This is a genomic window from Paraburkholderia sp. HP33-1 (assembly GCF_021390595.1).
Taxonomy (GTDB): domain Bacteria; phylum Pseudomonadota; class Gammaproteobacteria; order Burkholderiales; family Burkholderiaceae; genus Paraburkholderia.
In genome coordinates this window covers 358,976-382,081 of sequence record NZ_JAJEJR010000001.1, presented here as the reverse complement: position 1 = coordinate 382,081, position 23,106 = coordinate 358,976, and the positions used below count along the sequence as shown (strand labels likewise).

At 64.8% G+C, this 23,106-nt stretch carries 22 protein-coding genes and 1 pseudogene; 4 read left to right on the top strand and 19 right to left on the bottom strand.

Annotation, left to right across the window (positions count from 1 at the left end; genetic code table 11):
* Window positions 1–11 precede the first annotated feature (11 nt).
* A complete protein-coding gene (gene cydB / locus L0U81_RS01775; protein ID WP_233799882.1) occupies window positions 12–1,148 on the top strand; it encodes a cytochrome d ubiquinol oxidase subunit II in 1,137 nt (378 codons plus the stop codon).
* A 101-nt stretch (window positions 1,149–1,249) separates the two neighbouring features.
* Here cydB and nagE read toward each other — a convergent pair whose 3' ends face one another.
* From nagE to L0U81_RS01745, 6 genes are all read right to left on the bottom strand, one after another.
* Window positions 1,250–3,052, bottom strand: coding sequence for an N-acetylglucosamine-specific PTS transporter subunit IIBC (gene nagE / locus L0U81_RS01770; RefSeq protein WP_233799881.1), 1,803 nt, complete (start codon window positions 3,050–3,052; stop codon window positions 1,250–1,252).
* A 131-nt stretch (window positions 3,053–3,183) separates the two neighbouring features.
* Window positions 3,184–5,751: a phosphoenolpyruvate--protein phosphotransferase gene (gene ptsP, locus L0U81_RS01765; protein ID WP_233799880.1), complete on the bottom strand. Its 2,568-nt coding sequence runs from the start codon at window positions 5,749–5,751 to the stop codon at window positions 3,184–3,186.
* Window positions 5,752–5,789: 38 nt separating this feature from the next.
* Window positions 5,790–6,806 (bottom strand): SIS domain-containing protein, encoded by a 1,017-nt coding sequence (locus tag L0U81_RS01760; protein WP_233799879.1) that lies wholly within the window; start codon window positions 6,804–6,806, stop codon window positions 5,790–5,792.
* Window positions 6,790–7,893, bottom strand: coding sequence for an N-acetylglucosamine-6-phosphate deacetylase (gene nagA, locus L0U81_RS01755; RefSeq protein ID WP_233799878.1), 1,104 nt, complete (start codon window positions 7,891–7,893; stop codon window positions 6,790–6,792). The genes L0U81_RS01760 and nagA overlap by 17 nt, the downstream gene beginning before the upstream one ends.
* A gap of 75 nt (window positions 7,894–7,968) precedes the next feature.
* On the bottom strand, window positions 7,969–8,703 hold the full coding sequence (locus tag L0U81_RS01750; protein WP_233799877.1) for a GntR family transcriptional regulator: 735 nt from the start codon (window positions 8,701–8,703) through the stop codon (window positions 7,969–7,971).
* 391 nt (window positions 8,704–9,094) lie between these two features.
* Complete coding sequence (locus L0U81_RS01745) at window positions 9,095–9,907, bottom strand: MetQ/NlpA family ABC transporter substrate-binding protein (protein WP_233799876.1); 813 nt, start codon at window positions 9,905–9,907, stop codon at window positions 9,095–9,097.
* 180 nt (window positions 9,908–10,087) lie between these two features.
* Here L0U81_RS01745 and L0U81_RS01740 point away from each other — a divergent pair.
* Window positions 10,088–10,249: pseudogene (locus tag L0U81_RS01740) on the top strand (YciI family protein); the annotation flags it as partial.
* A 45-nt stretch (window positions 10,250–10,294) separates the two neighbouring features.
* Here L0U81_RS01740 and L0U81_RS01735 read toward each other — a convergent pair.
* From L0U81_RS01735 to L0U81_RS01715, 5 genes are read right to left on the bottom strand one after another with little or no spacing between them, the layout of a single operon-like run.
* Window positions 10,295–10,924 (bottom strand): SCO family protein, encoded by a 630-nt coding sequence (locus L0U81_RS01735; protein WP_233799875.1) that lies wholly within the window; start codon window positions 10,922–10,924, stop codon window positions 10,295–10,297.
* A 4-nt stretch (window positions 10,925–10,928) separates the two neighbouring features.
* Complete coding sequence (gene cyoE / locus L0U81_RS01730) at window positions 10,929–11,834, bottom strand: heme o synthase (RefSeq protein ID WP_233799874.1); 906 nt, start codon at window positions 11,832–11,834, stop codon at window positions 10,929–10,931.
* A 5-nt stretch (window positions 11,835–11,839) separates the two neighbouring features.
* Window positions 11,840–12,949, bottom strand: coding sequence for a COX15/CtaA family protein (locus L0U81_RS01725; protein WP_233799873.1), 1,110 nt, complete (start codon window positions 12,947–12,949; stop codon window positions 11,840–11,842).
* A gap of 22 nt (window positions 12,950–12,971) precedes the next feature.
* Window positions 12,972–13,646: an SCO family protein gene (locus tag L0U81_RS01720; RefSeq protein WP_233799872.1), complete on the bottom strand. Its 675-nt coding sequence runs from the start codon at window positions 13,644–13,646 to the stop codon at window positions 12,972–12,974.
* 51 nt (window positions 13,647–13,697) lie between these two features.
* Entirely contained in the window at window positions 13,698–14,414 is a 717-nt protein-coding gene (locus tag L0U81_RS01715) for an SURF1 family protein (protein WP_233799871.1), read from the bottom strand.
* Window positions 14,415–14,525: 111 nt separating this feature from the next.
* Between L0U81_RS01715 and L0U81_RS01710 the strand changes: the two genes are divergently transcribed.
* Window positions 14,526–14,735: a twin transmembrane helix small protein gene (locus L0U81_RS01710; RefSeq protein ID WP_008921867.1), complete on the top strand. Its 210-nt coding sequence runs from the start codon at window positions 14,526–14,528 to the stop codon at window positions 14,733–14,735.
* Window positions 14,736–14,894: 159 nt separating this feature from the next.
* Here L0U81_RS01710 and L0U81_RS01705 read toward each other — a convergent pair whose 3' ends face one another.
* The 8 genes from L0U81_RS01705 to L0U81_RS01670 all read right to left on the bottom strand — a co-directional run bounded on the left by L0U81_RS01705 (window position 14,895) and on the right by L0U81_RS01670 (window position 22,232).
* Window positions 14,895–15,752, bottom strand: coding sequence for a cytochrome c oxidase subunit 3 (locus L0U81_RS01705; RefSeq protein ID WP_233799870.1), 858 nt, complete (start codon window positions 15,750–15,752; stop codon window positions 14,895–14,897).
* 125 nt (window positions 15,753–15,877) lie between these two features.
* The gene (locus tag L0U81_RS01700) at window positions 15,878–16,087 is read right to left on the bottom strand and encodes a DUF2970 domain-containing protein (protein ID WP_018419310.1); all 210 of its coding nucleotides are present in this window, start codon (window positions 16,085–16,087) and stop codon (window positions 15,878–15,880) included.
* 50 nt (window positions 16,088–16,137) lie between these two features.
* Window positions 16,138–16,764 carry a cytochrome c oxidase assembly protein gene (locus L0U81_RS01695; RefSeq protein ID WP_233799869.1) on the bottom strand — a complete coding sequence of 209 codons (627 nt, stop codon included), beginning with the start codon at window positions 16,762–16,764 and terminating at the stop codon, window positions 16,138–16,140.
* A 42-nt stretch (window positions 16,765–16,806) separates the two neighbouring features.
* On the bottom strand, window positions 16,807–16,941 hold the full coding sequence (locus L0U81_RS01690; RefSeq protein ID WP_233799868.1) for a cytochrome oxidase small assembly protein: 135 nt from the start codon (window positions 16,939–16,941) through the stop codon (window positions 16,807–16,809).
* Between the two features lie 123 nt (window positions 16,942–17,064).
* On the bottom strand, window positions 17,065–18,678 hold the full coding sequence (ctaD, locus tag L0U81_RS01685; protein ID WP_233799867.1) for a cytochrome c oxidase subunit I: 1,614 nt from the start codon (window positions 18,676–18,678) through the stop codon (window positions 17,065–17,067).
* Between the two features lie 44 nt (window positions 18,679–18,722).
* Window positions 18,723–20,330: a cytochrome c oxidase subunit II gene (coxB, locus tag L0U81_RS01680; RefSeq protein ID WP_233799866.1), complete on the bottom strand. Its 1,608-nt coding sequence runs from the start codon at window positions 20,328–20,330 to the stop codon at window positions 18,723–18,725.
* 64 nt (window positions 20,331–20,394) lie between these two features.
* The gene (locus L0U81_RS01675) at window positions 20,395–20,871 is read right to left on the bottom strand and encodes a DUF2244 domain-containing protein (RefSeq protein ID WP_233799865.1); all 477 of its coding nucleotides are present in this window, start codon (window positions 20,869–20,871) and stop codon (window positions 20,395–20,397) included.
* A 395-nt stretch (window positions 20,872–21,266) separates the two neighbouring features.
* The gene (locus L0U81_RS01670) at window positions 21,267–22,232 is read right to left on the bottom strand and encodes a methyltransferase domain-containing protein (RefSeq protein ID WP_233799864.1); all 966 of its coding nucleotides are present in this window, start codon (window positions 22,230–22,232) and stop codon (window positions 21,267–21,269) included.
* Window positions 22,233–22,314: 82 nt separating this feature from the next.
* Between L0U81_RS01670 and L0U81_RS01665 the strand changes: the two genes are divergently transcribed.
* Entirely contained in the window at window positions 22,315–23,100 is a 786-nt protein-coding gene (locus L0U81_RS01665; protein WP_233799863.1) for a phosphoribosyltransferase family protein, read from the top strand.
* Window positions 23,101–23,106: the final 6 nt, after the last annotated feature.

Below are 23,106 nucleotides of genomic sequence, written 5' to 3'. Positions count from 1 at the left end.
GAATAACCCATATGGACTACGCCGCTCTCAGACTGATCTGGTGGTTTTTGATAGGTGTACTGCTGATCGCCTTCGCGCTCACCGACGGCTTCGACATGGGCGCGGCGATCCTGCTGCCGTTCATCGCCAGGAACGACTCGGAGCGCCGCATCGTCGTGAACACGGTCGGCGCGACATGGGAAGGCAACCAGGTCTGGTTCGTGACCGCGGCCGCCGCGATGTTCGCGGCGTGGCCGCTCGCCTACGCGGCATCATTCTCGGGCTTCTACTTCGCGATGCTGCTCGTGCTGTTCGCGCTGTTCTTCCGCCCGGTCGGCTTCGACTATCGCGGCAAGCGCGAGGATCCGCGCTGGCGCAACGCGTGGGACTGGGGCCTTTTCATTGGCGGTTTCGTGCCGGCGCTGGTGATCGGCGTCGCGTTCGGCAATCTGCTGCAAGGTGTGCCGTTCTCGATCGATACCGATCTGCGCGTCACCTATCACGGCAGCTTCTTCGGCCTGCTCAATCCGTTCGCGCTGCTGACGGGTCTCGTCAGCGTGTCGATGCTGGCCGCGCATGGCGCCGCATTCGTCAAGTGGAAGACGGATGGCGTGGTCTATGAGCGTGCATCGAAAGCGCTGCGGCTCGCGGCGCTGTGCGCGGTGGTGCTGTTCCTCGTCGCGGGCGCGCTCGTCGCGACGATGATCGGCGGCTATCAGATCGTCGACATGCCCCCGCTCGACGCGGTCTCCAATCCGTTGATGAAGACCGTGATCGGCGCGCCGGGTTTGTGGCTAACCAACTACGCGCTCTATCCGTGGATGGTGATCGCGCCGCTCGCGGCTCTGGTCGGCGGTGTGCTCGCGGTGCTGCTCGCGCGTTCGCGCTTCGAGGCGACGGCGTTTCTGTCGACATCGCTGATGGTCATCGGCGTAATTCTGACCACGGGCTTCTCGATGTTCCCATTCATCATGCCTTCGTCGCTCGACGGCCGCAGCAGCCTGACGATGTGGGATTCGACGTCGAGCCGCATGACGCTCGAGATCATGCTGTTCGCGGTGATCGTGTTCCTGCCGATCATCCTGCTCTATACGGGCTGGGTGTATCGCGTGATGCGCGGCAAGGTAACCGCCTCAGCGATCGAGGAAAACCATCATTCGATGTATTGACCGGCACGACGCTTCAACAAGCGGCACCTTGTCCCAAGGTGCCGCTTTTTTATTGCCGTCCTGCAATGGCTACGTGATGGCCGCCTTGCGCCGTCAATCGATCACGCCGGCACCGGCGCCGTATCCGCGCCGCCGCCTTGCGACGACAGGTGCTCGGCCAGCTTCTGCGCATAGCGCTGCGCGGCCTCGCCGACGACGATATGAAACGTGTTCGCCGACACCCAGGCGGTGTCGAGCGAAGCGAGGCGTTGACGATCGACCGCCGCCGGATCGCGCACGACCACTCGCAAACGTGTCGCCGCGACCGCATCGAGCGACACCACGTTGCCCGCGCCGCCGAGCACGGCGAGCCAGCGCAGCGGATCGGGATCGAGCGGACCGCCTCGCGCGTCGTGAGCCTGTAGAGCGTTCTGCGCGACCGGCGTGGCAGCAGTCGGCGCCGACACAACAGCAGCAGCACCCGCCGCCTTCATCGCGCCGTCGCCGCCCTGCGCGATCGCCGTACGCATTTCGTCGGCGATGATGTCCGCCTCCGGTCCGATGATCACCTGCACGTCGTTCGTGCCGCGCTTTAGCACGCCGCGCGCGCCGATCGACTTCAGCTCGCTCTCGGAGACCTTGCCCGCGTCGACGACCGACAGACGCAGACGCGTCGTGCAAGCATCCACGACCGACAGATTCGCCGCACCACCGAGCGCTGCGATATAACGCAGCGCCCGCGGCACGGCCGCACCGGCTGTCGGCGCGACGAAACCGCCCGCCGCGAACGACTCGACCTGTTCGTCGGCAGCGGCGGGCTCGCGGCCCGGCGTCGCCATGTTGAACTTGCGGATGAAGAAGCGGAACAGACCGTAGTACACGACCGAGTACACGATGCCGACCGGAATCGCCCACCAGCCCTTCGTCGACAGACCGAAGTTCAGCACGTAGTCGATGAAGCCCGCCGAGAACGTGAAGCCGAGGTGAATGCCGAGCGCCGAGCAGATCGCGAGCGACAGCCCCGTCAGCAGCGCGTGGATCGCATACAGCACCGGTGCGAGGAACATGAAGCTGAACTCGATCGGCTCGGTCACACCGGTCAGGAACGACGTGAGCGCCATCGAAAACAGCAGGCCGAACACCATCGCGCGACGCTCCTTCGGCGCCTCGTGATACATCGCGAGACACGCGGCCGGCAGGCCGAACATCATCACCGGGAAGAAGCCGGTCATGAAAGTGCCCGCGGTCGGATCACCGGCGAAGAAGCGGTGCAGGTCGCCTGTGACCGGCGCGCCGCCCGCCGGCGTGAACGTGCCGAACACGAACCACGTCAGCGAGTTGAGGATGTGATGCAGGCCCGTGACGAGCAGCAGCCGGTTCAGCACGCCGAACACGAAGGCGCCGAGCGCGCCGGCCGTCGTCAGCCAGTGACCGGCCACGTCGATCGCGCTCTGCACCGGTGCCCACACATGCCCGAAGAGGATGCCTAGCACCACGCAGACCACGCCTGTCACGATCGGCACGAAGCGTTTGCCGCCGAAGAACGCCAGGTAGTCGGGCAGCTTGATGTCCTTGTAGCGGTTGTACAGCAGCCCCGCGACGATCCCCGCGATGATCCCCGACAGCACGCCCATGTTGAGCTTGTCGTTGATGTCCTTCATCACCGCGATCTGCACCAGATAACCGATCGCGCCGGCGAGACCCGCGACGCCGTTATTGTCTTTCGCAAAACCGACCGCCACGCCGATCGCAAAGAGGAGCGGCAGGTTGTCGAAGATCGCGCCGCCCGCATCGGCGATCATCTTGATGTTGAATACGTCGGGCTGGCCGAGCCGCAGCAGCAGACCGGCGACCGGTAGCACGGCGATCGGCAGCATCAGCGCGCGTCCCAGGCGCTGAATCTTCAGAAACGGATTTCCATCCATCGGTATCTCCAATTTTGTCTCGTAGGGGTACGTCTTGGTTGAGTGGTGCAGCTAGGTGGCGAATCGCTGCGCGCGCGAAGGCAGACGTGCTGCCGGGCGCACGGCATGCGGGTTCTCCAGTTCGTTGATCCTTAATCGAGCGGCCACGTGGCGCGGCTCTCGGCCCTGACTGCCTGGGCAGAGTCGAGCGCGAGCGCGTCGCGGGCGCGCTGGCGGCACAACTGATAGTCGAGCCTGCGCACGCGTGCCTTGATGCCCGGCACCGACACCGGGTCCACCGACAGCTCGGTCACGCCGAGCCCGACGAGCAGCGGCATCGCGAGCGGGTCGCCAGCGAGTGCGCCGCACACGCCGACCCATTTGCCATGCTTCGCCGCACCTTCGACGGTCGCCGCGATCAGGCGCAGCACCGCCGGATGCAGGCCGTCCGCTTGCGCCGCGAGATCGGGCTGGCAGCGGTCCATCGCGAGCGTGTATTGCGTCAGGTCGTTGGTGCCGATCGACAGGAAATCGGCGTGCTGCGCGAGCTGGTCGGCGAGCAAGGCAGCCGATGGCACTTCGATCATCACGCCCACTTCGATCGGCTCCGTGCTACCGGCTTCGCGAGCAAGCTCGTCGATACGCTTGCGAATGCGCACGAGCTCGCCCGCATCGGTGACCATCGGCAGCAGGATGCGCACCGCGCCGAGCGGACGCACGGCGAGCAGGCCGCGCAACTGATCGTCGAGCAGATCGGGGCGCACCTGCGCGAGGCGCACGCCGCGCAGGCCGAGCGCGGGGTTGGGCTCAGGAGGCAGCGTCAGATAATCGACTTCCTTGTCCGCGCCGACGTCGAGCGTGCGGATGATCGCGGTGCGGCCGCGCAACGCGTCGACGATCGCCTGATAGCTCTGACGATGCTCGTCCACGCTCGGCGCAGCCGGGCGATGCATGAACAGCAACTCGGTACGCAGCAGGCCGACCGCGTCGGCGCCGTTGTCGACGGCGGCCGTCGCGTCGTCGAGCGTAGCGATGTTGGCGGCCACTTCGATCGCGCGGCCGTCGGAGGTCGCCGCTGCCTGCTGCGACGTGCGGCGATTCGCTTCGCGCACGTCGGCGATGCGGCTGCGTTCGCGGCGCGCGCGTTCGACGTCGAGTTCGGTCGGCGCGAATTCGAGGCGGCCGGTGCTCGCGTTCACCACCACCTCAGTGCCGTCGGGAATTGCATGCAACGCGTCGCCGACCGCGACCAGCGCCGGAATGCCCGCCTGGCGCGCGAGGATCGCCGCATGCGAGGTCGCGCCACCGCGCGCCATCACGAGCGCGGTCACGCGCGTACGATCGAGCGACGACAGATCCGACGGCGTGAATTCGTCCGCCGCGAGCACCGCCTCGTCCGGCAGCGAGCGCGCTGCGCTGCTCGTATAGCCGAGCGCGCGCTGCACGCGCTTTTCGATGTCGCGCAGATCGGCGGCGCGTTCGGCGAGCAGCGTGTCCTCCACCTTACTCAGGATTTCGATTTGCTCACGGATCGCCTCGCGCCACGCGAAACCAGCGCTCTTGCCGAGGCTGATCAGATCGCGCGCGGCGTCGAGCAGCGTCGGATCTTCGAGCAGCACGCGATGCACCGCGAAAATCCCCGCCTCGCCGACCGCGCCGCGTTGCGACGCGTCGCGCACGATCGTGTCGAGATCGGCATCGACTATCGCGATCGCCTTGTCGAGCAGACGGCTCTCCGCCGCCGACGTGCCGCTCGCCTGCTGTGGCGGATCGAGGTCCGCGTCGTCCCAGCGCACCAGCTTGCCGACCGCGACGCCCGGGGCCGCGCACACGCCCGCGAGCGTATTCGGCGCGAGCGGCTCGCTAGCTGCGGGCGCTGCAACGACGGGGGCCGGTACTGTCGCCGGTCGCGCTGGCTTCTGCTCGACTTCGCCGTGCGCTTCGCGCGTCAGCTCGTTCGCGATCGCATCGACCGCCGCCTGGGCCTGCGGACCGACACCGAGCAGCTCGACGCTCGCGCCTTCGCCGGCGCCCAATCCCAGCAGACCCACCACGCTTTCGATCGACGCCTTGCGCCCGTCGTAGCGCACCTCGACGCGCGCGTCGAAGCCGCGCGCCGCTTCGCGTGCCCGCGCCGCCGGCCGCGCATGCAGGCCGCCCGCGTGCGTCAACGTGATCTGCTGGCGCGCTTCGTCCATGACCTGCGCGGCGCTCGCCTCGCGCACCGCGTCCTTGCTGACGCCGTCACGCGCGCGCAGCACCAGCAGCGGTGATTCGCCCGTCTTCACCAGACCGGCCGGCGCGCGCTCGATCACCTCGAACGCATCCGAATTCGCAATCGCGATCACCGACACGAGGCTCGGCGCGTTCAACGCGATCTGATCCTGGTCGAACTCGATCAGCACGTCGCCGGCGCGCACCTGCGCGCCCTGCTCGACCATCGGCGCGAAGCCCTTGCCGTTCAGCCCGACCGTGTCGATACCGACGTGCAGCAGAATCTGCGCGCCCTCGGCGCTTTCGAGCGTCACCGCGTGGCCGGTGCGCGCGAGATGCATGACGACGCCGTCGCATGGCGCGACGAGCCGGCCCTCGAGCGGGTCGATGCCGATGCCGTCGCCGAACATGCCACCCGAAAACACCGGGTCCGGCACGTTCGCGAGCGGCACGACCGGACCGGTCAGGGGTGCGAACAAAACAATGTGATCTTCGGAATGGCTCATCAGATTGGACTTCTCGACACGTCGCATCGTCATTCTCGTCAATGAGTTTCGGTGACTTTGTTGAGATGGCGCGGCGCATCGGGATTGCGCCCGCGCGCGGCGGCAAGATCTGCAGCCATCACGTAAAAGGACAGGATGGCGGCGATCGGATCGAGTGCCGCGTGTGCGGTGGCGACGAGCGGCAGCGAGGCTTGCGCGACGTCGTCCGGCGCCGCGAGCAGCACGCGCGCACCGCGCGCGCGCATGTCGTGCGCGAGTTGCAACAGACCTGCCTGCTCGGGTCCACGCGGCGCGAACACGAGTAGCGGATAGTCGCGGTCGATCAGTTCCATCGGACCATGCCGCACTTCCGCGCTCGAAAACGCTTCGGCCTGGATACCGGACGTTTCCTTCAGCTTCAGTGCGGCTTCCTGCGCGATCGCGAGGCCAAGGCCGCGGCCGATCACGATCATCCGCTCGATGCCGCGCAACTCGCCCACGGCCACCGACCAGTCGAGCCGGCCTGCGCGTTCGAGCGCATCGGGAAGCGCACTCAGCGCGCCGAGCAGCTCAGCGTCGTTCTGCCAATGCGCGACCAGTTGCGCGGAGATCGACAGCATCGCGATATAGCTCTTGGTCGCCGCGACGCTCAGCTCGGGACCCGCAACGAGCGGCAGATGCCACTCGCACGCGTCGGCGAGCGGCGAGGTCGGTGCGTTCACCGCGGCGACCGTCAGCGCACCGGCCGCGCGCAGCGCGTTCATCGTCCCGACGAGGTCGGGGCTCTTGCCCGATTGCGAGAACGCGAGCGCAAGCTGATCGCGCACCTGCAACGGCGCCTGCTGCAGCGTCGCGACCGACATCGGCAGCGATGCCACCGGTACACCGAGGCGGCTCATAGTGAGGGATGCGAAGTAACTGGCGGCATGGTCCGAACTGCCGCGGGCGACGGTCAGCGCGACATGGCGCGGCTGTTGCGCGAGCTTCGCGGCGAGCGCCGCGACGCGCGAGGTGTCCTTGAGCTGCTCGGCGACCGTTGCGGCGGACGCGAGCGCTTCCTTAAGCATATTCGACAATGGCTTCTCCTTCGACGTAGGTCGCGCTCAGCGCCAGCTCGCGATCGAACACGACTACGTCGGCCCACGCACCGCGCGCGATGCGGCCGCGATCCTCGATGCCGAGATAGTCGGCGGCGTAGCGCGACAAACGGTGTGAGACGTCGGCGATCGGCAGGCCGATCGAAACAAGATTGCGCAGCGCCTGATCCATCGTCAGCGTGCTGCCCGCGAGCGTGCCGTCGGCGAGACGCACACCGCCGAGGCACTTGGTCACATGCTGGCTGCCCAGGCGATATTCGCCGTCGGGCATGCCGGTGGCCGAGGTGCTGTCCGTCACCACGTACAGACGCGGAATCGCGCGCAGCGCGGCGCGGATCGCACCCGGATGCACGTGCAGCAGGTCGGGAATGATTTCGGCGTATTCGGCGTGCGCGAGCGCCGCGCCGACGAGGCCAGGGTTGCGGTGATGCATCGGCGACATCGCGTTGAACAGGTGCGTGAAGCCGCACGCGCCGTGCTTGAGCGCGGCGACCGCGTCGTCGTAGGTGCCGAGCGAATGGCCGAGCTGCACGCGCACGCCGCGCGCCACCATCTCGGAGATGATCTCCAGGTGGCCTGCGATTTCGGGCGCGAGCGTGACGACGCGGATCGGCGCGATCGACAGATACTTGAGCACCTCGTCCATCACCGCAGAGACCGCCGCGTCCGGCTGCGCGCCGAGCTTGCCGGGGTTGATGTACGGCCCTTCCAGATGCACGCCGAGCACGCGCGCGCAGCCCGGTGTGCGCATGCGCGTGACGCTGCCGAGCCCGGCTACCACGTTCATCAGCTCGTCGCGCGGCGCGGTCATCGTCGTCGCGAGCAGACTCGTCGTGCCGTAGCGCGCATGCGTGCGCGTGATCGTTTCGATCGCGTCGCCGGCCTCCATGACGTCGGCGCCGCCACCGCCATGCACGTGCAGATCGATGAAGCCGGGGAGGATGTACGGCGCGTCGTTCGTCGACGGATCGACGCGCTCGCCGGACAGTGCCGTGATGCGGCCGTTTTCGTATTCGAGCGTGCCGTGGATCCACCCGTCGGTGGTGAGTATGTTTCCGGTCAGCATGAGTTTCTCTGGTGCGTGATACGTATTCGGCGAATGTGCGTCCGCCGGACTTGCAGCCTGCGCGGGCAGCGCAGCTCAGGTGCGCAATTCAGCGACGAAGTCGTAGTAGTCGTCGCGGCAATAGGTGTCGGTCAGTTCGATGGCGCGCTGGTCTGCGCTGTAGCCGATGCGGGTAATGACCAGCAGCGCGGTGCGCGGTTCGATGTCCATCAGTGCGGAGATTTCGCTCGACGCGTTGACCGCGCGAAAGTGCTGCAATGCGCGCACGACCGCCGCGCCTCGTTGCTCGAGATAGCTGTACAGCGAGTCGCCGATCGCGAGCGGGTCCGGCACGATCGCGACCGGCAACGCCGAATGCTCGACCGCCATCACGATGCCGTCCGCGCGCCGCAGCCGCCGCAGGCTCGAGACGACCGCGCCCGGCGACAGGCCGAGGTGCAACAGCTCGTCGCGATTGGCGGCGCGCACGTTCCGTTCGAGCCACACCGAATCCGGCCGGAAACCGCGTTGTTGCATCTTCTTCGTGAAGCCGGTGAGACGCGACAGCGGATCCTCGACGCGCGGCGTGATGAAGCTGCCCGCGCCACGCGAGCGCCGGATCAAACCCTGCTCGACCAGCAACTCGATCGCCTTGCGCGCCGTGATACGTGACACGCCGATCGCATCGGACAGCGTGCGCTCCGACGGCAGCGCCTCACCGGCCGACCAGACGCCGCAATGGATTGCAGTCGCCAGATTGCGCGCGAGCTGCAGGTAGAGCGGCGTGACGTTGCGCACGTCAGGCATCAATGCGGACCAGCGAGTTTCCATGGGGCTCCAAGGACGCCGCGAGCAGTACGGCCTGGAAAATTGAGAGCCCATTATATAACCAACATAATACCAGTCAATCGAGTGGTTCCATGCTGGTCTGTACAGCCTAAAAGCCTTTCTGGGTATGCCTCACAGCCGGTTTTGAAGGTCCAGACGGATGCAATTTGTAGACCAGGACTTACCCTATCTGGCTAGTGGTATCTAAAAAGCCTCGCCGATCAATACCTGTTTAATACCAATTTGCGTCCCTTGACAGATTCCGAGGCGCTACGGCCAGGAACTGATGATCGAAAGGTGGGAGATGGCGCTGTAAAAAAAAGCCCGCGCCTGTGCGGCGCGGGCCTTTGCCGATGCGATGCGATCGCGATTGCGATCGCACTGAACGCGTCGCTTAGAACGACGGCACCATCGAACCTTTGAACTGCGTCTTGATGAACTGGCGCACATCTTCCGACTGATACGCCGCGACCAGCTTCTTGACCCAAGGCTGATCCTTGTCCTTCGCGCGCACGGCGATCAGGTTCGCGTACGGGCTGTGGATGTCTTCGAGCGCGATCGCGTCGCGGGTCGGCTGCAGGCCTGCGGCCAGCGCGAAGTTGGTGTTGATGACGGCGGCATCGACGTCGGCGAGCGAGCGCGGCAGCTGCGCGGCGTCGAGTTCGACGAACCTGATTTTCTTCGGATTGTCGATGACGTCGAGCGGGGTTGCGTTGTTGCCGCCCGTGGCCGCGCCGTCCTTCAGCTTGATCAGGCCCTGCGCCTGCAGCAACAGCATCGCGCGATTCTCGTTCGACGGATCGTTCGGCACGGCGACCTTCCCGCCCTGCGGCAGGTCTTTCAACGACTTCAGCTTCTTCGAGTACGCGCCGAGCGGCGAGATGTACGTGAGGCCCGCGTTGACGAGCTTGTAGCCGCGCTGCTTGATCTGGCTATCGAGGTACGGCTGGTGCTGGAAGCTGTTTGCATCGAGGTCGCCCGCGTCGAGCGCGGCGTTCGGCTGGATGTAGTCGTTGAACTCGACGACCTTCACGTTCAGGCCTTCGCGCTTCGCGACCTTGGTGACGACTTCCCAGATCTGCGCGTCCGGGCCGCCGATCGTGCCGACCTTGATCACCTTGTCGTCGGCGTGAGCGCCGAAGCTGGTCAGGATCGCCGCGCCGGCGACGACTGCGGTGAAGGCTTTGAGGATGTTTCTGCGCTGCATGTGATTCTCGCTGTTGCTGATCGACTGCTCGAGTCGATGGCTCCGATCGATACCGGAGTGGGATGAAAACGGACGGCGCCCCGATTCGTGAAGGTACGCCGTCGGCCAAGCCCTAAATTGTTTCATATGGCCGGCAAGTTGGGAAATACCCTGATCGAATATGGATATGCGCAGCGCAAGCGCGACGGCGGCATCATCCTCGCGAGGCGGATCGCGCATGGCAGGCTCGAGCGGATTCTCCGGAGCGATCCGTTCGCCGAGCAACAACTCGCGCGCTACGAGCTGACGGAGTTCAAGACGACGCGTCTCGCGCCGGGGCTGAATCTGCCGATTCCGGACTGAGCGCGCGTTGTGAAGTGGAAATGGGTCAGCGGCCTGCGAGGCGCGTCAATCGAGCAGCAGCTTGATGTCATGCACCCACGGCGTCGCGCCCTGGCCATCGCGCGCGAACAGACGCAGCTTGCCTTCCGTGTCGAACACATAGCTCGCGGCCGTGTGGTCCATCGTGTAGGTGTCGGGCGTCTTGCCCGGCACCTTCGCGTAGTAGACGCGGAAGTCTTTCGCGACCTTGGCGAGCTGTTCCTGGCTGGCGGGACGCAGACCGACGAAGCTCGGATTGAATGCCGGCACGTATTGCGCGAGCAATTGCGGGGTGTCCCGCTCTGGGTCGACGGTGACGAACAGCACCTGCACGCGCTTCGCGTCTTCCGGCCCAAGCTGCTGCAACGCCTGCGACAGTTCGGCCATCGTCGTCGGGCAGACGTCCGGGCAATGCGTATAGCCGAAGAAAAGCACGACGACCTTGCCTTTGTAGTCGGCAAGCGTGCGGATCTTGCCGGACGCGTCGGGCAACGAGAAATCGCTGGCAAATTGGGTATTGCCGGTGATGTCGAGATTCGAGAAGGCCGGCGGCTGCTTGCCGCACCCCGCCATGAGCAGCGTACCGCCCAGCGACGCGCCGAGTGCGCAAGCCATCACAGCGGCGCGCGCCACGCGCGCGAAGCGGTTCTTGTGCATGGTGTCAGGCACCGATCACGATGCGCGCGTAGTGGTCGATCAACAGCGCGGCGAATAGCAGCGACAGATAGACGATCGAATAACGGAAGGTCTTGCGCGCAAGAGCGTCCGAATACTCCCGGTAGATCTTCCACGCATACGCGAGAAACACCGCGCCGAGCAGCACCGCCGACGCGAGGTACACGACACCGCTCATGCCGGAGATAAACGGCATCAGCGTGACCGCGAACAGGATCACCGTGTAGAGCAGGATATGCAGACGCGTGTACTTCTCGCCGTGCGTGTTCGGTAGCATCGGCAGGCCGGCGTTTTCGTAGTCCTTGCGGCGATACAGCGCGAGCGCCCAGAAATGCGGCGGCGTCCACACGAAGATGATCAGCACCAGAATCCATGCGTCGCCTGGCACGTGGCCGGTAACCGCGGCCCAGCCGAGTGCCGGCGGCATCGCGCCCGACGCACCGCCGATCACGATGTTCTGCGGCGTGGCGGGCTTCAGCAACAGCGTATAGATGACCGCATAGCCGACGAACGTGGCGACCGTGAGCCACATGGTCAGCGGATTGGCGAACGTGTACAGCGTCCACATGCCGAGGCCGCCGAGCACGGCCGAGAACAGCAGGATTTGCGGGGTGGTGATTTCGCCGCGCGCGGACGGACGCCACGACGTGCGGCGCATTTTCGCGTCGATCTGCTGCTCGACGAGGCAATTGATTGCGAACGCGGCACCGGCCAGCAGCCAGATGCCGACGGTTCCGCCGATCAGTACGGTCCACGGCACCATGCCCGGTGTCGACAGGAACATGCCGATGACCGCGCAGAATACCGCAAGCTGCGTAACGCGCGGCTTGGTCAGGGCGAGATATTGGGAGACCCGGCTTCCGGGCGTCTGGGAGAGTGTTGTGCTGTCCATGTGAGTCACGCTGGCGCGGCATCGCGCGCAGGGATCGCGGCGTGGCCGGGACGGCTATAAGCGATCCGAAAGTTTAACATAACGAGCAGAAGCAGCAGGATCGCGGCCCCGCCGTTATGGGCTACCGCAATCGGTAACGGCCATTGCAGCACGATATTCGACAGCCCGGTGATGAACTGGATCAGCACCACCAGCACCACGCCGTTCGCGGGTCGCCGCAGCGACTCGAAGCGGCGCATCTTCAACGCGAACCACATCAGATAGGCGATCACGACGAACGCGAACGTGCGATGCGTCCAGTGAATCGCGACCAGCGCGTCCTGCGTGATCATGTCGCCATCGCCGGTCATGCCGAGCGAGCGCCACAGATGGAAGCCGTGCGCGAAGTCCATCGGCGGGATCCATTGGCCGTTGCAGGTCGGGAAGTCGGTGCACGCGAGCACCGCGTAATTCGTGCTGACCCAGCCGCCGAGCGCGATCTGCAGCACCAGCAGCGCGAGACCCGCGAGCGCCGCGACGCGCCAGCGCGCGGTTTCGGGCTCGTAGGCGGGTAGCGGCGTCAAGCGCGCGGCGAGCCAGCCGAGCGTGCCGAGCAGCGCGAGGCCGAGCAACAAATGCGTGGTCACGATGATCGGCTGCAGTTTCATCGTCACGGTCCATGCGCCGAACGCGCCCTGCACGACGATCAGCAGCAACAGCGAGGTCGGCCACCACGGCGACACATGCAGCGGCCGACGCTTGATCCGCGCGGTCCACGCGATGATCGTCTGCGCGATGATCAGCACGCCGATCGCCATCGCGAAGTAACGGTGGATCATTTCGATCCAGGCCTTCGTCATGCTCACCGGGCCGCTCGGCATCGCCTGAAAGGCGGCGGAGATCGCCGCGTGCGCTATGAACGGCGACGACGTGCCGTAGCAGCCGGGCCAGTCCGGGCAGCCGAGGCCCGAATCGGTGAGGCGAGTGAAGCCGCCGAACATCACGAGATCGAGTGTCAGGAAGGTGGTGAGCCAGACCAGCTTGCGGAATTTGTTGTCGTCGGCCTTGACCCACACGTAGGACAGCGGCAACAACGCGATACACAAGCCGATCAGGCCCAGTTGCAATACGAACATCTTGTTTACCCAGGTTGCGGCATCAGCCGATGGTCGACCATTTGAGCAGCTTGGTCAGGTCGCCTTTGATCTTGCTCGGATTCGCGTCTTTCGGGAAACGCATCATCAGATTGCCGTTCGGATCGACCAGGTAGATGTGGTCGGTGATCCGCGTGCCGGTGTCGGCAGGCAGCCAGGCGGCGACCTGCGCCGGATCGGCGATCAGCATGTCGGTGTTGGGGTAGGCGGTTTGTATCACATCGGCGACCTTGCCTGCATCGGTGCGCAGCCACACTTCCACGACGCGCTCGCGTTCCGGGCCCTGAGCTGCGCGGATTTGTCGCATGAAGTAGAGCTTCGTCGCGCAGGCTTTGTCGCACGTGCTGCTATCGACCGAGATCATCAGCCAGCGGCCGTGCAGCGAGTCGAGCTTCAGTGGCTTGCCGTCCGCGCCGGTGACCACGAGCGAGTCGGGGATGGGCCGCTGCGGCTCGATCAGCGCGCCGTAGTTCGTGCTGCCGCCGGTCGGCTTCACGACGTAGTAGATGAAGTACGAGATCGCGATCGGCGCCGCGCAGATCACCGCGAGCAGCAGCAGCACCCAGCGGCCGCGCCGCCGCGAGCCCGGTCCGTTCGGCTGGCCGGGAATCGCTTTGGCTGCGGCGGGTTTGCCGGTGGGTTTGGCAACTTCCGGCGAACGGGGAGTTTGAGTCGACACTACGGAACCTCATTCAATGTTTGGGCGGCGGCGAGCCGCGCCTTCGCTTCCTCACGCGCCCGGCGCGTGTTCTTTTTTGCCCGCGCGGCGGGCCGCATACAGACCGAACCCGAGCGCCGCTGCGGCCATGCCCCACCATTGCAGCATGTAGCCATAGTTGCGCTCGACACCGGTGGTCGGCGCGGGCCAGTCGCGCACCAGGCCGTCGCTGGCGGCCCCGGTTTGCTGGATCACGAATGTTTGCAACGGCAACCCGGTCTCCGCAGCGTACGCGGCGACATCGAGATTCTGCCGGATCAGCCGATGCGCGGCCGAGCCGCCCTCTCCGAGCTCGAACGCGCGCGTCGCATCGGCGCGCGCGATACCTTCGATCTCGACCTCGCCCGACGGCGTCGTGTACGGCGCGATGGCCTCGCGACTGCTCAGGTTACGCGGCAGCCAGCCGCGATTGACGAGCACGTACCCGCCGTCGGCGAGTTTAAAGGGCATCACGACGTAAAAGCCCGGCTGATCGTTATACGGACGATTGTCGAGGTACACGACCTTGTCCGGGACGAAACTGCCGCGCGCCTTCACGCGATGAAACTCGATGTCCTTCAGCGCGAGCGGCGCCGCGCTGACTGGCAGCGCGGGCGCGTTCTCGAACTGGGTGATGCGCGCCTCGAGCGCTTCCTTCTGATGCGCGCGATCGCGCTGCCAGAAACCAAGCCGCACCGTCACGACGACAACCAGCAGGATCAACAGCGCGGGAATCAGGCGAAACTTCATTGCAGATGCTCCGGCATCACGTTCAGGGCCACCGGGAAGCTGCGGCAAACGCCTGCACGCGGTGCGATAATGGTTGCCTTGCCACTGCGCTTTCCGGTTTCAGTTGGTTCCATGCACATTATCGTTCCCATCGCCTTTGCTCTGATCATCGCCAGCATGGTGTCGGCGCTGTATTTCATGATGCACGACAAAGGCAAGACCAAGCGGATGGTCTGGTCACTCGCCACGCGGGTAGGCCTGTCGATCTCGCTGTTCCTGTTCATCCTGTTCGCACACTGGATGGGCTGGATTCAGTCGACCGGGATTCCGTACGGGCGCTGACACTCGCGGACGAGTCGCCGGCGCATACCGTCAGCGGCAAATTATCCTCATCGCCAAATAAAACGCCGCCCTGACAGGTCGAGGGCGGCGCTGCATTCAGCCTTGCATACTGCTCGTGCGCGCCGCCTGAACGGCGTTGCGCGCACGGATCTGGCCGCGTTACAGCCAGTACACGACGACGTACAGACCGAGCCACACCACGTCGACGAAGTGCCAGTACCAGGCCGCGCCTTCGAACGCGAAGTGATGTTCCGGCGTGAAGTGGCCGCGAATCAGGCGCACCATCACGACGGCGAGCATCGTGCCGCCGAGGAACACGTGAAAGCCGTGGAAGCCGGTCAGCAGGAAGAACGTCGAACCGTAGATGCCCGAAGCCAGCGTCAGGTTCAGTTCGTTGTATGCGTGGTAGTACTCGAAGCCCTGCAGAAACAGGAAGCTCACGCCCAGCACGAGGGTCGCCGCGAGCCACGCGATCGCCTTCTTGCGATGGTTGTCGCGCAGCGCATGGTGCGACACCGTCAGCGTCGCGCCCGACGACAGCAGCAGCGCCGTGTTGATGGTCGGCACCGGCCACGGCTGCATCGACTTGTAGGTCCCCACGAGCGCGGCCGGGCCGTTGTTGGGCCACACCGCCGTGAAGTCCGGCCAGATCAGCTTGAAGTCGAGGCTGCCGAGCTGATGCAGTGCGATTTCGCGGGCATAGAACAGCGCGCCGAAGAATGCGCCGAAGAACATCACTTCGGAGAAGATGAACCAGCTCATGCTCCAGCGGTACGAGCGGTCGACGTTCTTGCCGTACATACCGCCTTCCGACTCGGCGATCGCGTCACCGAACCAGTGCCACAGCGTAAAGAGCAGCCACAGCAGACCGACAAGCACGCCGAGCGGCGCCCACGTGTGGTCGTTGATCCAGGCCGCAAGCGATCCGAGCATGACCAGCAACCCGGTGGCGGCGCTGATCGGATGCCGCGACGGATGCGGTACGAAATAGTACGGGCTCTCGTTTTGACCGCTCATTCTTGATTCTCCACTTCAGTCCAGTTGTTCCGGAATCTCCGGCTGTGTCTTCGGCGGCGCGTCGATACCGCACCGCTTCTCTCTAATTCGTGGGCTCCGCTCTGCCGCCATGCCCGGCTACTGCCTCAACCGACTACGAGGCGCACCACCAAAATTAGCACCCCGATCAGAACCGCCGCACCGATCAGCGCCGCCACGATCACATGCAGCGGGTTGAGCTGCGTGGCGTCCGCTTCGAGATCGCGGCGCTTGCGCACGCCGAAAAACGACCAGAACACCGCGCGCATCGACTGACCGAAACTGCTCTTGCGCGGACTGCCGCCGTTATCGTTCATTTCGCTTCGTCTTCCTTCGTTCATCCGCGGCTCGCGCCGTCAAGCCCGCTTCAGGCCGGCTTCGCTGGAGTGGCCGCCGCGTTGGTCGTTGCATTTGCTTTCGACCCCGTGTCATCGGCGCTCGCCGCCGCCGGCGTGTTCAACTCGAAAAACGTGTACGACAGCGTGATCGTCTTCACATCCTTAGGCAACTTCGGGTCGACCACGAACACCACCGGCATCCGCTTCGTCTCGTTCGCGTTCAACGTCTGCTGCGTGAAGCAGAAACACTCGATCTTCCTGAAGTACCCGGTGGCCTGCTTCGGAGCGTAGCTCGGAATTGCCTGCGCACGGATCGTGCGCGACCGCTCGTTGCTGACGTCGTACATGACCGTCGTCACTTCGCCCGGATGCACGTCGAGACTGCGCTGCTCCGGCTTGAAACCCAACAGGCCGCGCGCGTTCGCATCGAATTCGATCGAAATCGTGCGGCTCATGTCGACCTGCGTATTCTTCGCCTCGCGCGCCGAAACGTCACGCTGCACGAGATTGTTCACGCCTGTGATCTGGCAGATCGCGCGATACATCGGCACCAGCGCGAAACCGAAACCGAACATCATCAAAGCGACGACGCACAGTTTGATCAGCATCGAACGGTTGAAAGAGCGGTCGGCCCCGGCCGGCGGTTGCGTCGACATCTGAATCCTCAACAAACCTGCAAACAGACTGCGAAGGCCGCGTTAGCTGAACCAGCACTGCTTCAGAATGGCGCCCGCGAAAAACACCGCGGCAATCGCGAACATCACCAACCCTATCCGCCTGTTGCCGGCGCGAATCTGCTCTGGCGTCCGTCTTTCCTGTGGATTGCGCGTCATGCTCGACTTTCTGAATACTGTTCTTGACTCGCGAGGCCGCCTCGCGGCAGCCGCCTCGCGAAGCGCCCGGTTCCAGTGGCGGCATATCGCGCCGCCGGAACCCGGCACCTCGCAGGGAGAGGCTTACTCGACGGTCGGCGGATGCTCGAACGTGTGGAACGGAGCCGGGCTCGGCACGGTCCACTCGAGGCCCATTGCGCCATCCCACGGCTTGTCGCCCGCCTCGACGAGTTCACCGCCACCGCGGTAAGCCGGCAGGGCCACCGCGAACAGGAAGTAGACCTGCGACAGACCGAAGCCGAATGCGCCGATCGTGATCACCTGGTTCCAGTCGGTGAACTGCGCCGGGTAGTCCGCATAGCGACGCGGCATGCCCGCGAGACCGACGAAGTGCATCGGCAGGAACGCGAGGTTGAAGAAGAACATCGACGCCCAGAAGTGGATCTTGCCGCGCGTTTCGTTGTACATCCAGCCGGTCCACTTCGGTGCCCAGTAGTACCACCCGGAGAACAGCGCGAACAGCGACCCCGCTACCAGCACGTAGTGGAAGTGCGCGACCACGAAGTAAGTACCGTGGTACTGGATGTCGAGCGGCGCCATCGCGAGCATCAGACCCGACAGGCCACCGAACGTGAACACGATCAGGAAGCCCACCGCGAACAGCATCGGCGTTTCGAACGACAGCGAACCGCGCCACATCGTCGCGACCCAGTTGAACACCTTCACGCCGGTCGGCACCGCGATCAGCATCGTCGCGTACATGAAGAACAGCTGGCCCGTGACCGGCATGCCGGTCACGAACATGTGGTGCGCCCAAACCATGAACGACAGGATCGCGATCGATGCCGTTGCATACACCATCGAGCTATAGCCGAACAGCGGCTTGCGCGAGAACGCCGGGATCACCTGCGAGACGATCCCGAACGCCGGCAAGATCATGATGTACACCTCGGGGTGCCCGAAGAACCAGAAGATGTGCTGGTACATGACCGGGTCGCCGCCGCCCGCCGCGTTGAAGAACGACGTGCCGAAGTGACGGTCGAACAGCACCATCGTGATCGCGCCCGCGAGAACCGGCATCACGGCGATCAGCAGGTACGCGGTGATCAGCCAGGTCCACACGAACATCGGCATCTTCATCAGTGTGAGGCCGGGTGCGCGCATGTTCAGGATCGTCACGACGATGTTGATACCGCCCATGATCGACGAAGCACCCATCAGGTGGACCGCGAAAATCGCGAAGTCCATGCCCGGGCCCATCTGCGTGGAGAGCGGTGCGTACAGCGTCCAGCCCGCGGCGGTCGCGCCGCCCGGCGAGAAGAACGAGCCGACCAGCAGGACAGCCGCGACCGGCAGAAGCCAGAAGCTGAAGTTGTTCATCCGCGCGAAAGCCATGTCCGATGCGCCGATCTGCAGCGGCACCATCCAGTTCGCGAAGCCGACGAACGCCGGCATGATCGCGCCGAACACCATGATCAGCCCGTGCATGGTGGTCAACTGATTGAAGAACTCGGGACGCATGATCTGCAGACCCGGCTCGAACAGCTCGGCACGGATCATCAGCGCCATCACGCCCCCGGACAGGAACATGGTGAACGAGAAGATCAGGTACAGCGTACCGATGTCCTTGTGGTTGGTTGCGAACAGCCAGCGACGCCAGCCATGCGGTGTTTCGTGGGCATGGTCGCCGTGCACGTGTTCGTGGCCCGCTACTACATCGTGTCCGATGCTAGACATGACAATCTCCTAAAGCGAATTCTGCGGTGCTGACCATGAACACGTCAGGCTGCCGGGCTGATCTGAACGCGGCGGGCTTCCTTCGCGTCCGTGCCGCCGGTGATCGTTTCCGGCTTCTTCAAAATAATGTGGTCTTCGGCAATGCCGGCCGCTTTCAGCGCGTCGCGAACGGCTTCGGCACGACTCTTCGCGAGCTTCTCGTTGACGTCGGCGGAGCCGGTTGCGTCGGTGAAGCCCGACAGCGTGAATTTCGCATCGGGATGCGCCTTCGCGTAGGCCGCGGCCGCGTCGACCGCCGCTTTTGCGTCGGCCGGCAGCGTGCTCTTGCCGGTATCGAAGTAGACGCTCGCCGGCAGCGTGGCCGCAGCGTTGTCCGATGCAGCCGGCGCGGAAGCCGCTTCCGCACCCGATGCCGCAGCGGCGCCGCTTGCCGCAGCACCAGCGTCGGCCAGATGATCGCCACCTTCCGGCAGCTTGCCGTTGCGCGCGTCAGCGACCTGTTTCGGTTGGAGGATGTCGGCCGTGTGGTTGCCCCACGAGTTACGTTCGTACGTGATCACCGATGCGATCTCGACGTCGTTCAGCGTCGGCGCCCAAGGAGGCATCGCGTTCTTGCCCTTCAGCACGATGCTGACGTGCTGGGCGATCGGACCATTGGCGATCTTGCTGCCGTCGAGCGCCGGAAATGCGCCCGCGCCCTTGCCGGTCGGCTGGTGGCAGACCGCGCAGTTCGCCGCGTAGACCTTGCCGCCGCGCTCCATCAGCTCGGCCATCGTGTAGGTCTTGTTCGGATCGTCCTGGCCGGCGGCCATTTTCTTCTTCTGCTCGTCGACCCACTTCGCGTAGTCGTCGGCCGACAGCACCTCGACGACGACCGGCATGAACGCGTGTTCCTTGCCGCACAGTTCGGTACAGAAGCCGCGGAACGTGCCCGTGCGGTTAGCCTTGAACCACGTGTCGCGCACGAAGCCCGGAATCGCATCCTGCTTCACGCCGAAAGCCGGCACGTACCAGGAGTGGACCACGTCGTTCGCGGTGGTGATGATGCGGATTTTCTTGTCGACCGGCACCACGAGCGGGTTGTCGACTTCCTGCAGATAGAGCGTGGAGATCGGCTCGCGGCCTTCGGTTTGCGCGCGCGGCGTGGCGAGCGTGGACAGGAAGCCGATGCCCTCGCCCGGCCCCTTCACGTAGTCGTAGCCCCACTTCCACTGGTAGCCGGTGACTTTGATCGTGAGGTCGGCGTTCGAGGTGTCCTTCATCGCGACGACGGCCTTGGTGGCGGGTAGCGCCATCAGCACGACGATGATGAACGGCACGATCGTCCAGATGATTTCGACGGTGGTGCTTTCGTGGAAATTGGCTGCCTTGTGGCCCTTCGATTTGCGGTGCGCGAAGATCGAATAGAACATCACACCGAACACACCGACGAAGATCACGGTGCAAAGGCCAAGCATGAACATGTGGAGGTTGAACAGCTCCTCAGCGATTTTCGTTACAGGCGGCTGGAGATTGATCGCGTTGACGGCAGGGCCGCCCGGAGCATCGCCCACTGCCAGGGCGGCGCCGGCGAAAAGCAGTCCGCTCGTCGCCAGCACGCTCATGAGCGCTCGCTTGATTGTTTTCATAGCTTCCTTACCCAAATTTTCCATTCAAACCCCTCGACCCCGCTGGCAGCGTGCCGCGCCCCCTTGAACGCCGCGTGTCCGGCACCATCTAGCAACGTGCCAGCCACAAACGCAGTTCGTCTGCGAACTGCGCGCGCCGATTCTGCGCGAGATGTTGCCCGATCATGATCGTCTGCCCGCGCGAGACCAGCTTGATCTGATCGCGCGGCGTTGCGCCCGGCTCTATCCGCACCCAGCGCGGATTGAATTCGAACTGTGTAATCTGCTCGGCGCTGACCTGCTCGATCACGAGCCGGTTCGGAAACAACCGGATGCGCTCGTAATCGACAGCATGACGCGCATATATTGCAAACGCGATACCTACCGCCAGCAACTCGATTCCGGTGAACGGCAACACCGGCCAGGCGCCGACAAGAACCAGCATGAAAGCAATGGCCAACGAGAACAACGCAAGCGATATGTACAAACAGATGAACTGCCGCGGCGATATCGAACAGTTGCGCTTCATGGTCCAGTCCCTGAGGACCGGCTCTGAATCCGCCAGCAGATGATCTGATGCGCCCATCGCTGTCTCCTGCGATTCGTCGCGTCCGGCCTGCCTTCTTTTACTTCCGGATGCATCTCGCGGCCGCCGCTCGTGCCACTGCTTCCGGCACCACTCGCGACCGCGCCAACTCCTACCGCATCACTTCATATTGCAGCCCTGCGCCTCGGGTCTGCCACCGCAAATGTGGGAACCTCGGGCGACAAACTGACGCATTATAGGCGCGATCCATAGCATCGACAAGCAAGCGCCGATCGGCCCACAAGCCAGTCGTGACAAGCCTTCGCGCCATTTTGCCCGGCGTTTTGCGGCTCTTCCGGAGGGCAAATCCCAGGCATAGCGGATGTCCTCTTTACCGCATTTGCAACACGTCAACCGCTCCCCCGACAAGCAGTTGATGACACCGCCGCAATCTGCTACCCACGCTTTCCCGGACCCCGCCCGATGTCCTCGAGCCGCACGATGCCATGTCCTTCGGCCGTAGTGCGCGGCACGGCCTTCCACGCGTGTCCGTAGATCACCTCGAAGGTCAGCGCGATCGTGCCGTCGGCGCGCCGGCGCGCTTCGAGCGCGGCGAGCAGGGCTTTGTGCAGCCGGCGTTCGAGCACGCCGTCGCGCGCGTCGCGCTCGAACGGATACGCGCCCCAGCGGCGCACGTCCGCAAGCAGCGACTCGGGCGACTTGTAGGTAATCGTCAGCGTCTCCTGGTCCATCACCGGAATCTCGAAGCCGGCCTCGACGAGCATGTCGCCGAGATCGTGCATGTCGACGAAGTCGATCACGTGCTTGCGCGACGCGACGCCGTGCGCGGCCTCGATCTCGGCGTAGGCACCGCGTAATTCCTTCAGGGTGTCGGGGCCGAGTGTGCTGAACATCAACAGGCCGTTGACCTTCAGCACGCGCTGCCATTCAGGAAAGACGAGATCGGGCCGCGAGTGCCAGTGCAGCGCGAGGTTGGACCAGATGAATTCGAATGCGCCGGCCGCGAACGGCAGCGCGGAGAAATCGGCCTGCGCGAAGCGCGGACCGCGCGCGCCGAGCGCCTTTCCGAGGGAGGCAGGAAGAAAGCGCCGCCAACTGGTATCGCCGGCATCGTGGCGCAGCGCGCGCGTGAGCATGCCGTGCGACAGATCGGCGCCGAACACCGGCGCCTCGGGAAAGCGCTGGCGCAATGCGGGGATGTCCTCGCCCGCGCCGCAACCCGCGTCGAGCACGCTCGTAGGCGCCACCTTGATGTAATCGAGACGCTCGCGCATGCGCTGCGCGATTTCGCGCGGCAGGAACGCAACTTCGTCGAAGGTGGCGGCGCGACGGTCGAAAATACGCCTGAGGCGCCGTGAATCGTAGGCCGGACGGCCAGATTGAGCGGATGTTGGGGACATGTGTGTCGTGCTGGCGTGAGCTCGAAGTATACTCGTTCGTTCCCCGCCATTCAGCGTGAACGGCTTTCACCGACGCCCACTCGTGCGATTCCAGTCATTTTCTTCATCGTGTCGCAATCAGGTCGCGCGCCTTGCGCGAGGTCTGCATCCGGCGTGGCCGCGCGCCTTGAACGCCGCGCTGCCGAACCTGTGCGCGTTATGCGGCAATTTGTCGCATAAGACGTTGTGCGATGGTTGCGACGCGGCCTACTGGAACGAGGACCGCCTGCGCTGTACCGTCTGCGCGGTGCCATTGCCGGCGTCGCGCTGGGTCGCGCGTGCGCAGTATCGCTGCGCGGATTGCGTGGCCGAGCCGCCGTCGTTCGACGCGAGCTTCGCGCTCGCCGACTATCGCGCGCCGCTCGATACGCTCGCGGTCGGTCTCAAGTTCCGCGCGCGGCTGATGCTCGCGCGCGACTTCGCGCAACGACTCGAACGGCTCGCTAAGGACAACTGGCACGACGCGGCCGAGCGGCCCGACGTGATGGCGCCAGTGCCGCTCGCCGGGCGCCGTCTCGTCGAGCGCGGCTACAACCAGGCCTGGCAGATCGCGCGGCCGCTCGCTCGTGCGCTCGGCGTGCGCAGCGATGCGACGCTGCTCGAACGAACGCTCGACACCGCGCCGCAATCACGCCTCGATCTCGACGCGCGCCGGCAGAACGTCGGCCGCGCGTTTCGCGTCGCGCGGACGGTGCGCGGCCTGCACGTCGGCATCGTCGACGACGTGATGACGAGCGGCGCGACGCTCGAAGCGCTCGCGCAGACGCTGAAGGCCGCCGGCGCGCGGCGGGTCACGAACTTCGTCGCGCTGCGCACTCCGAAAAATTAGCTTTTA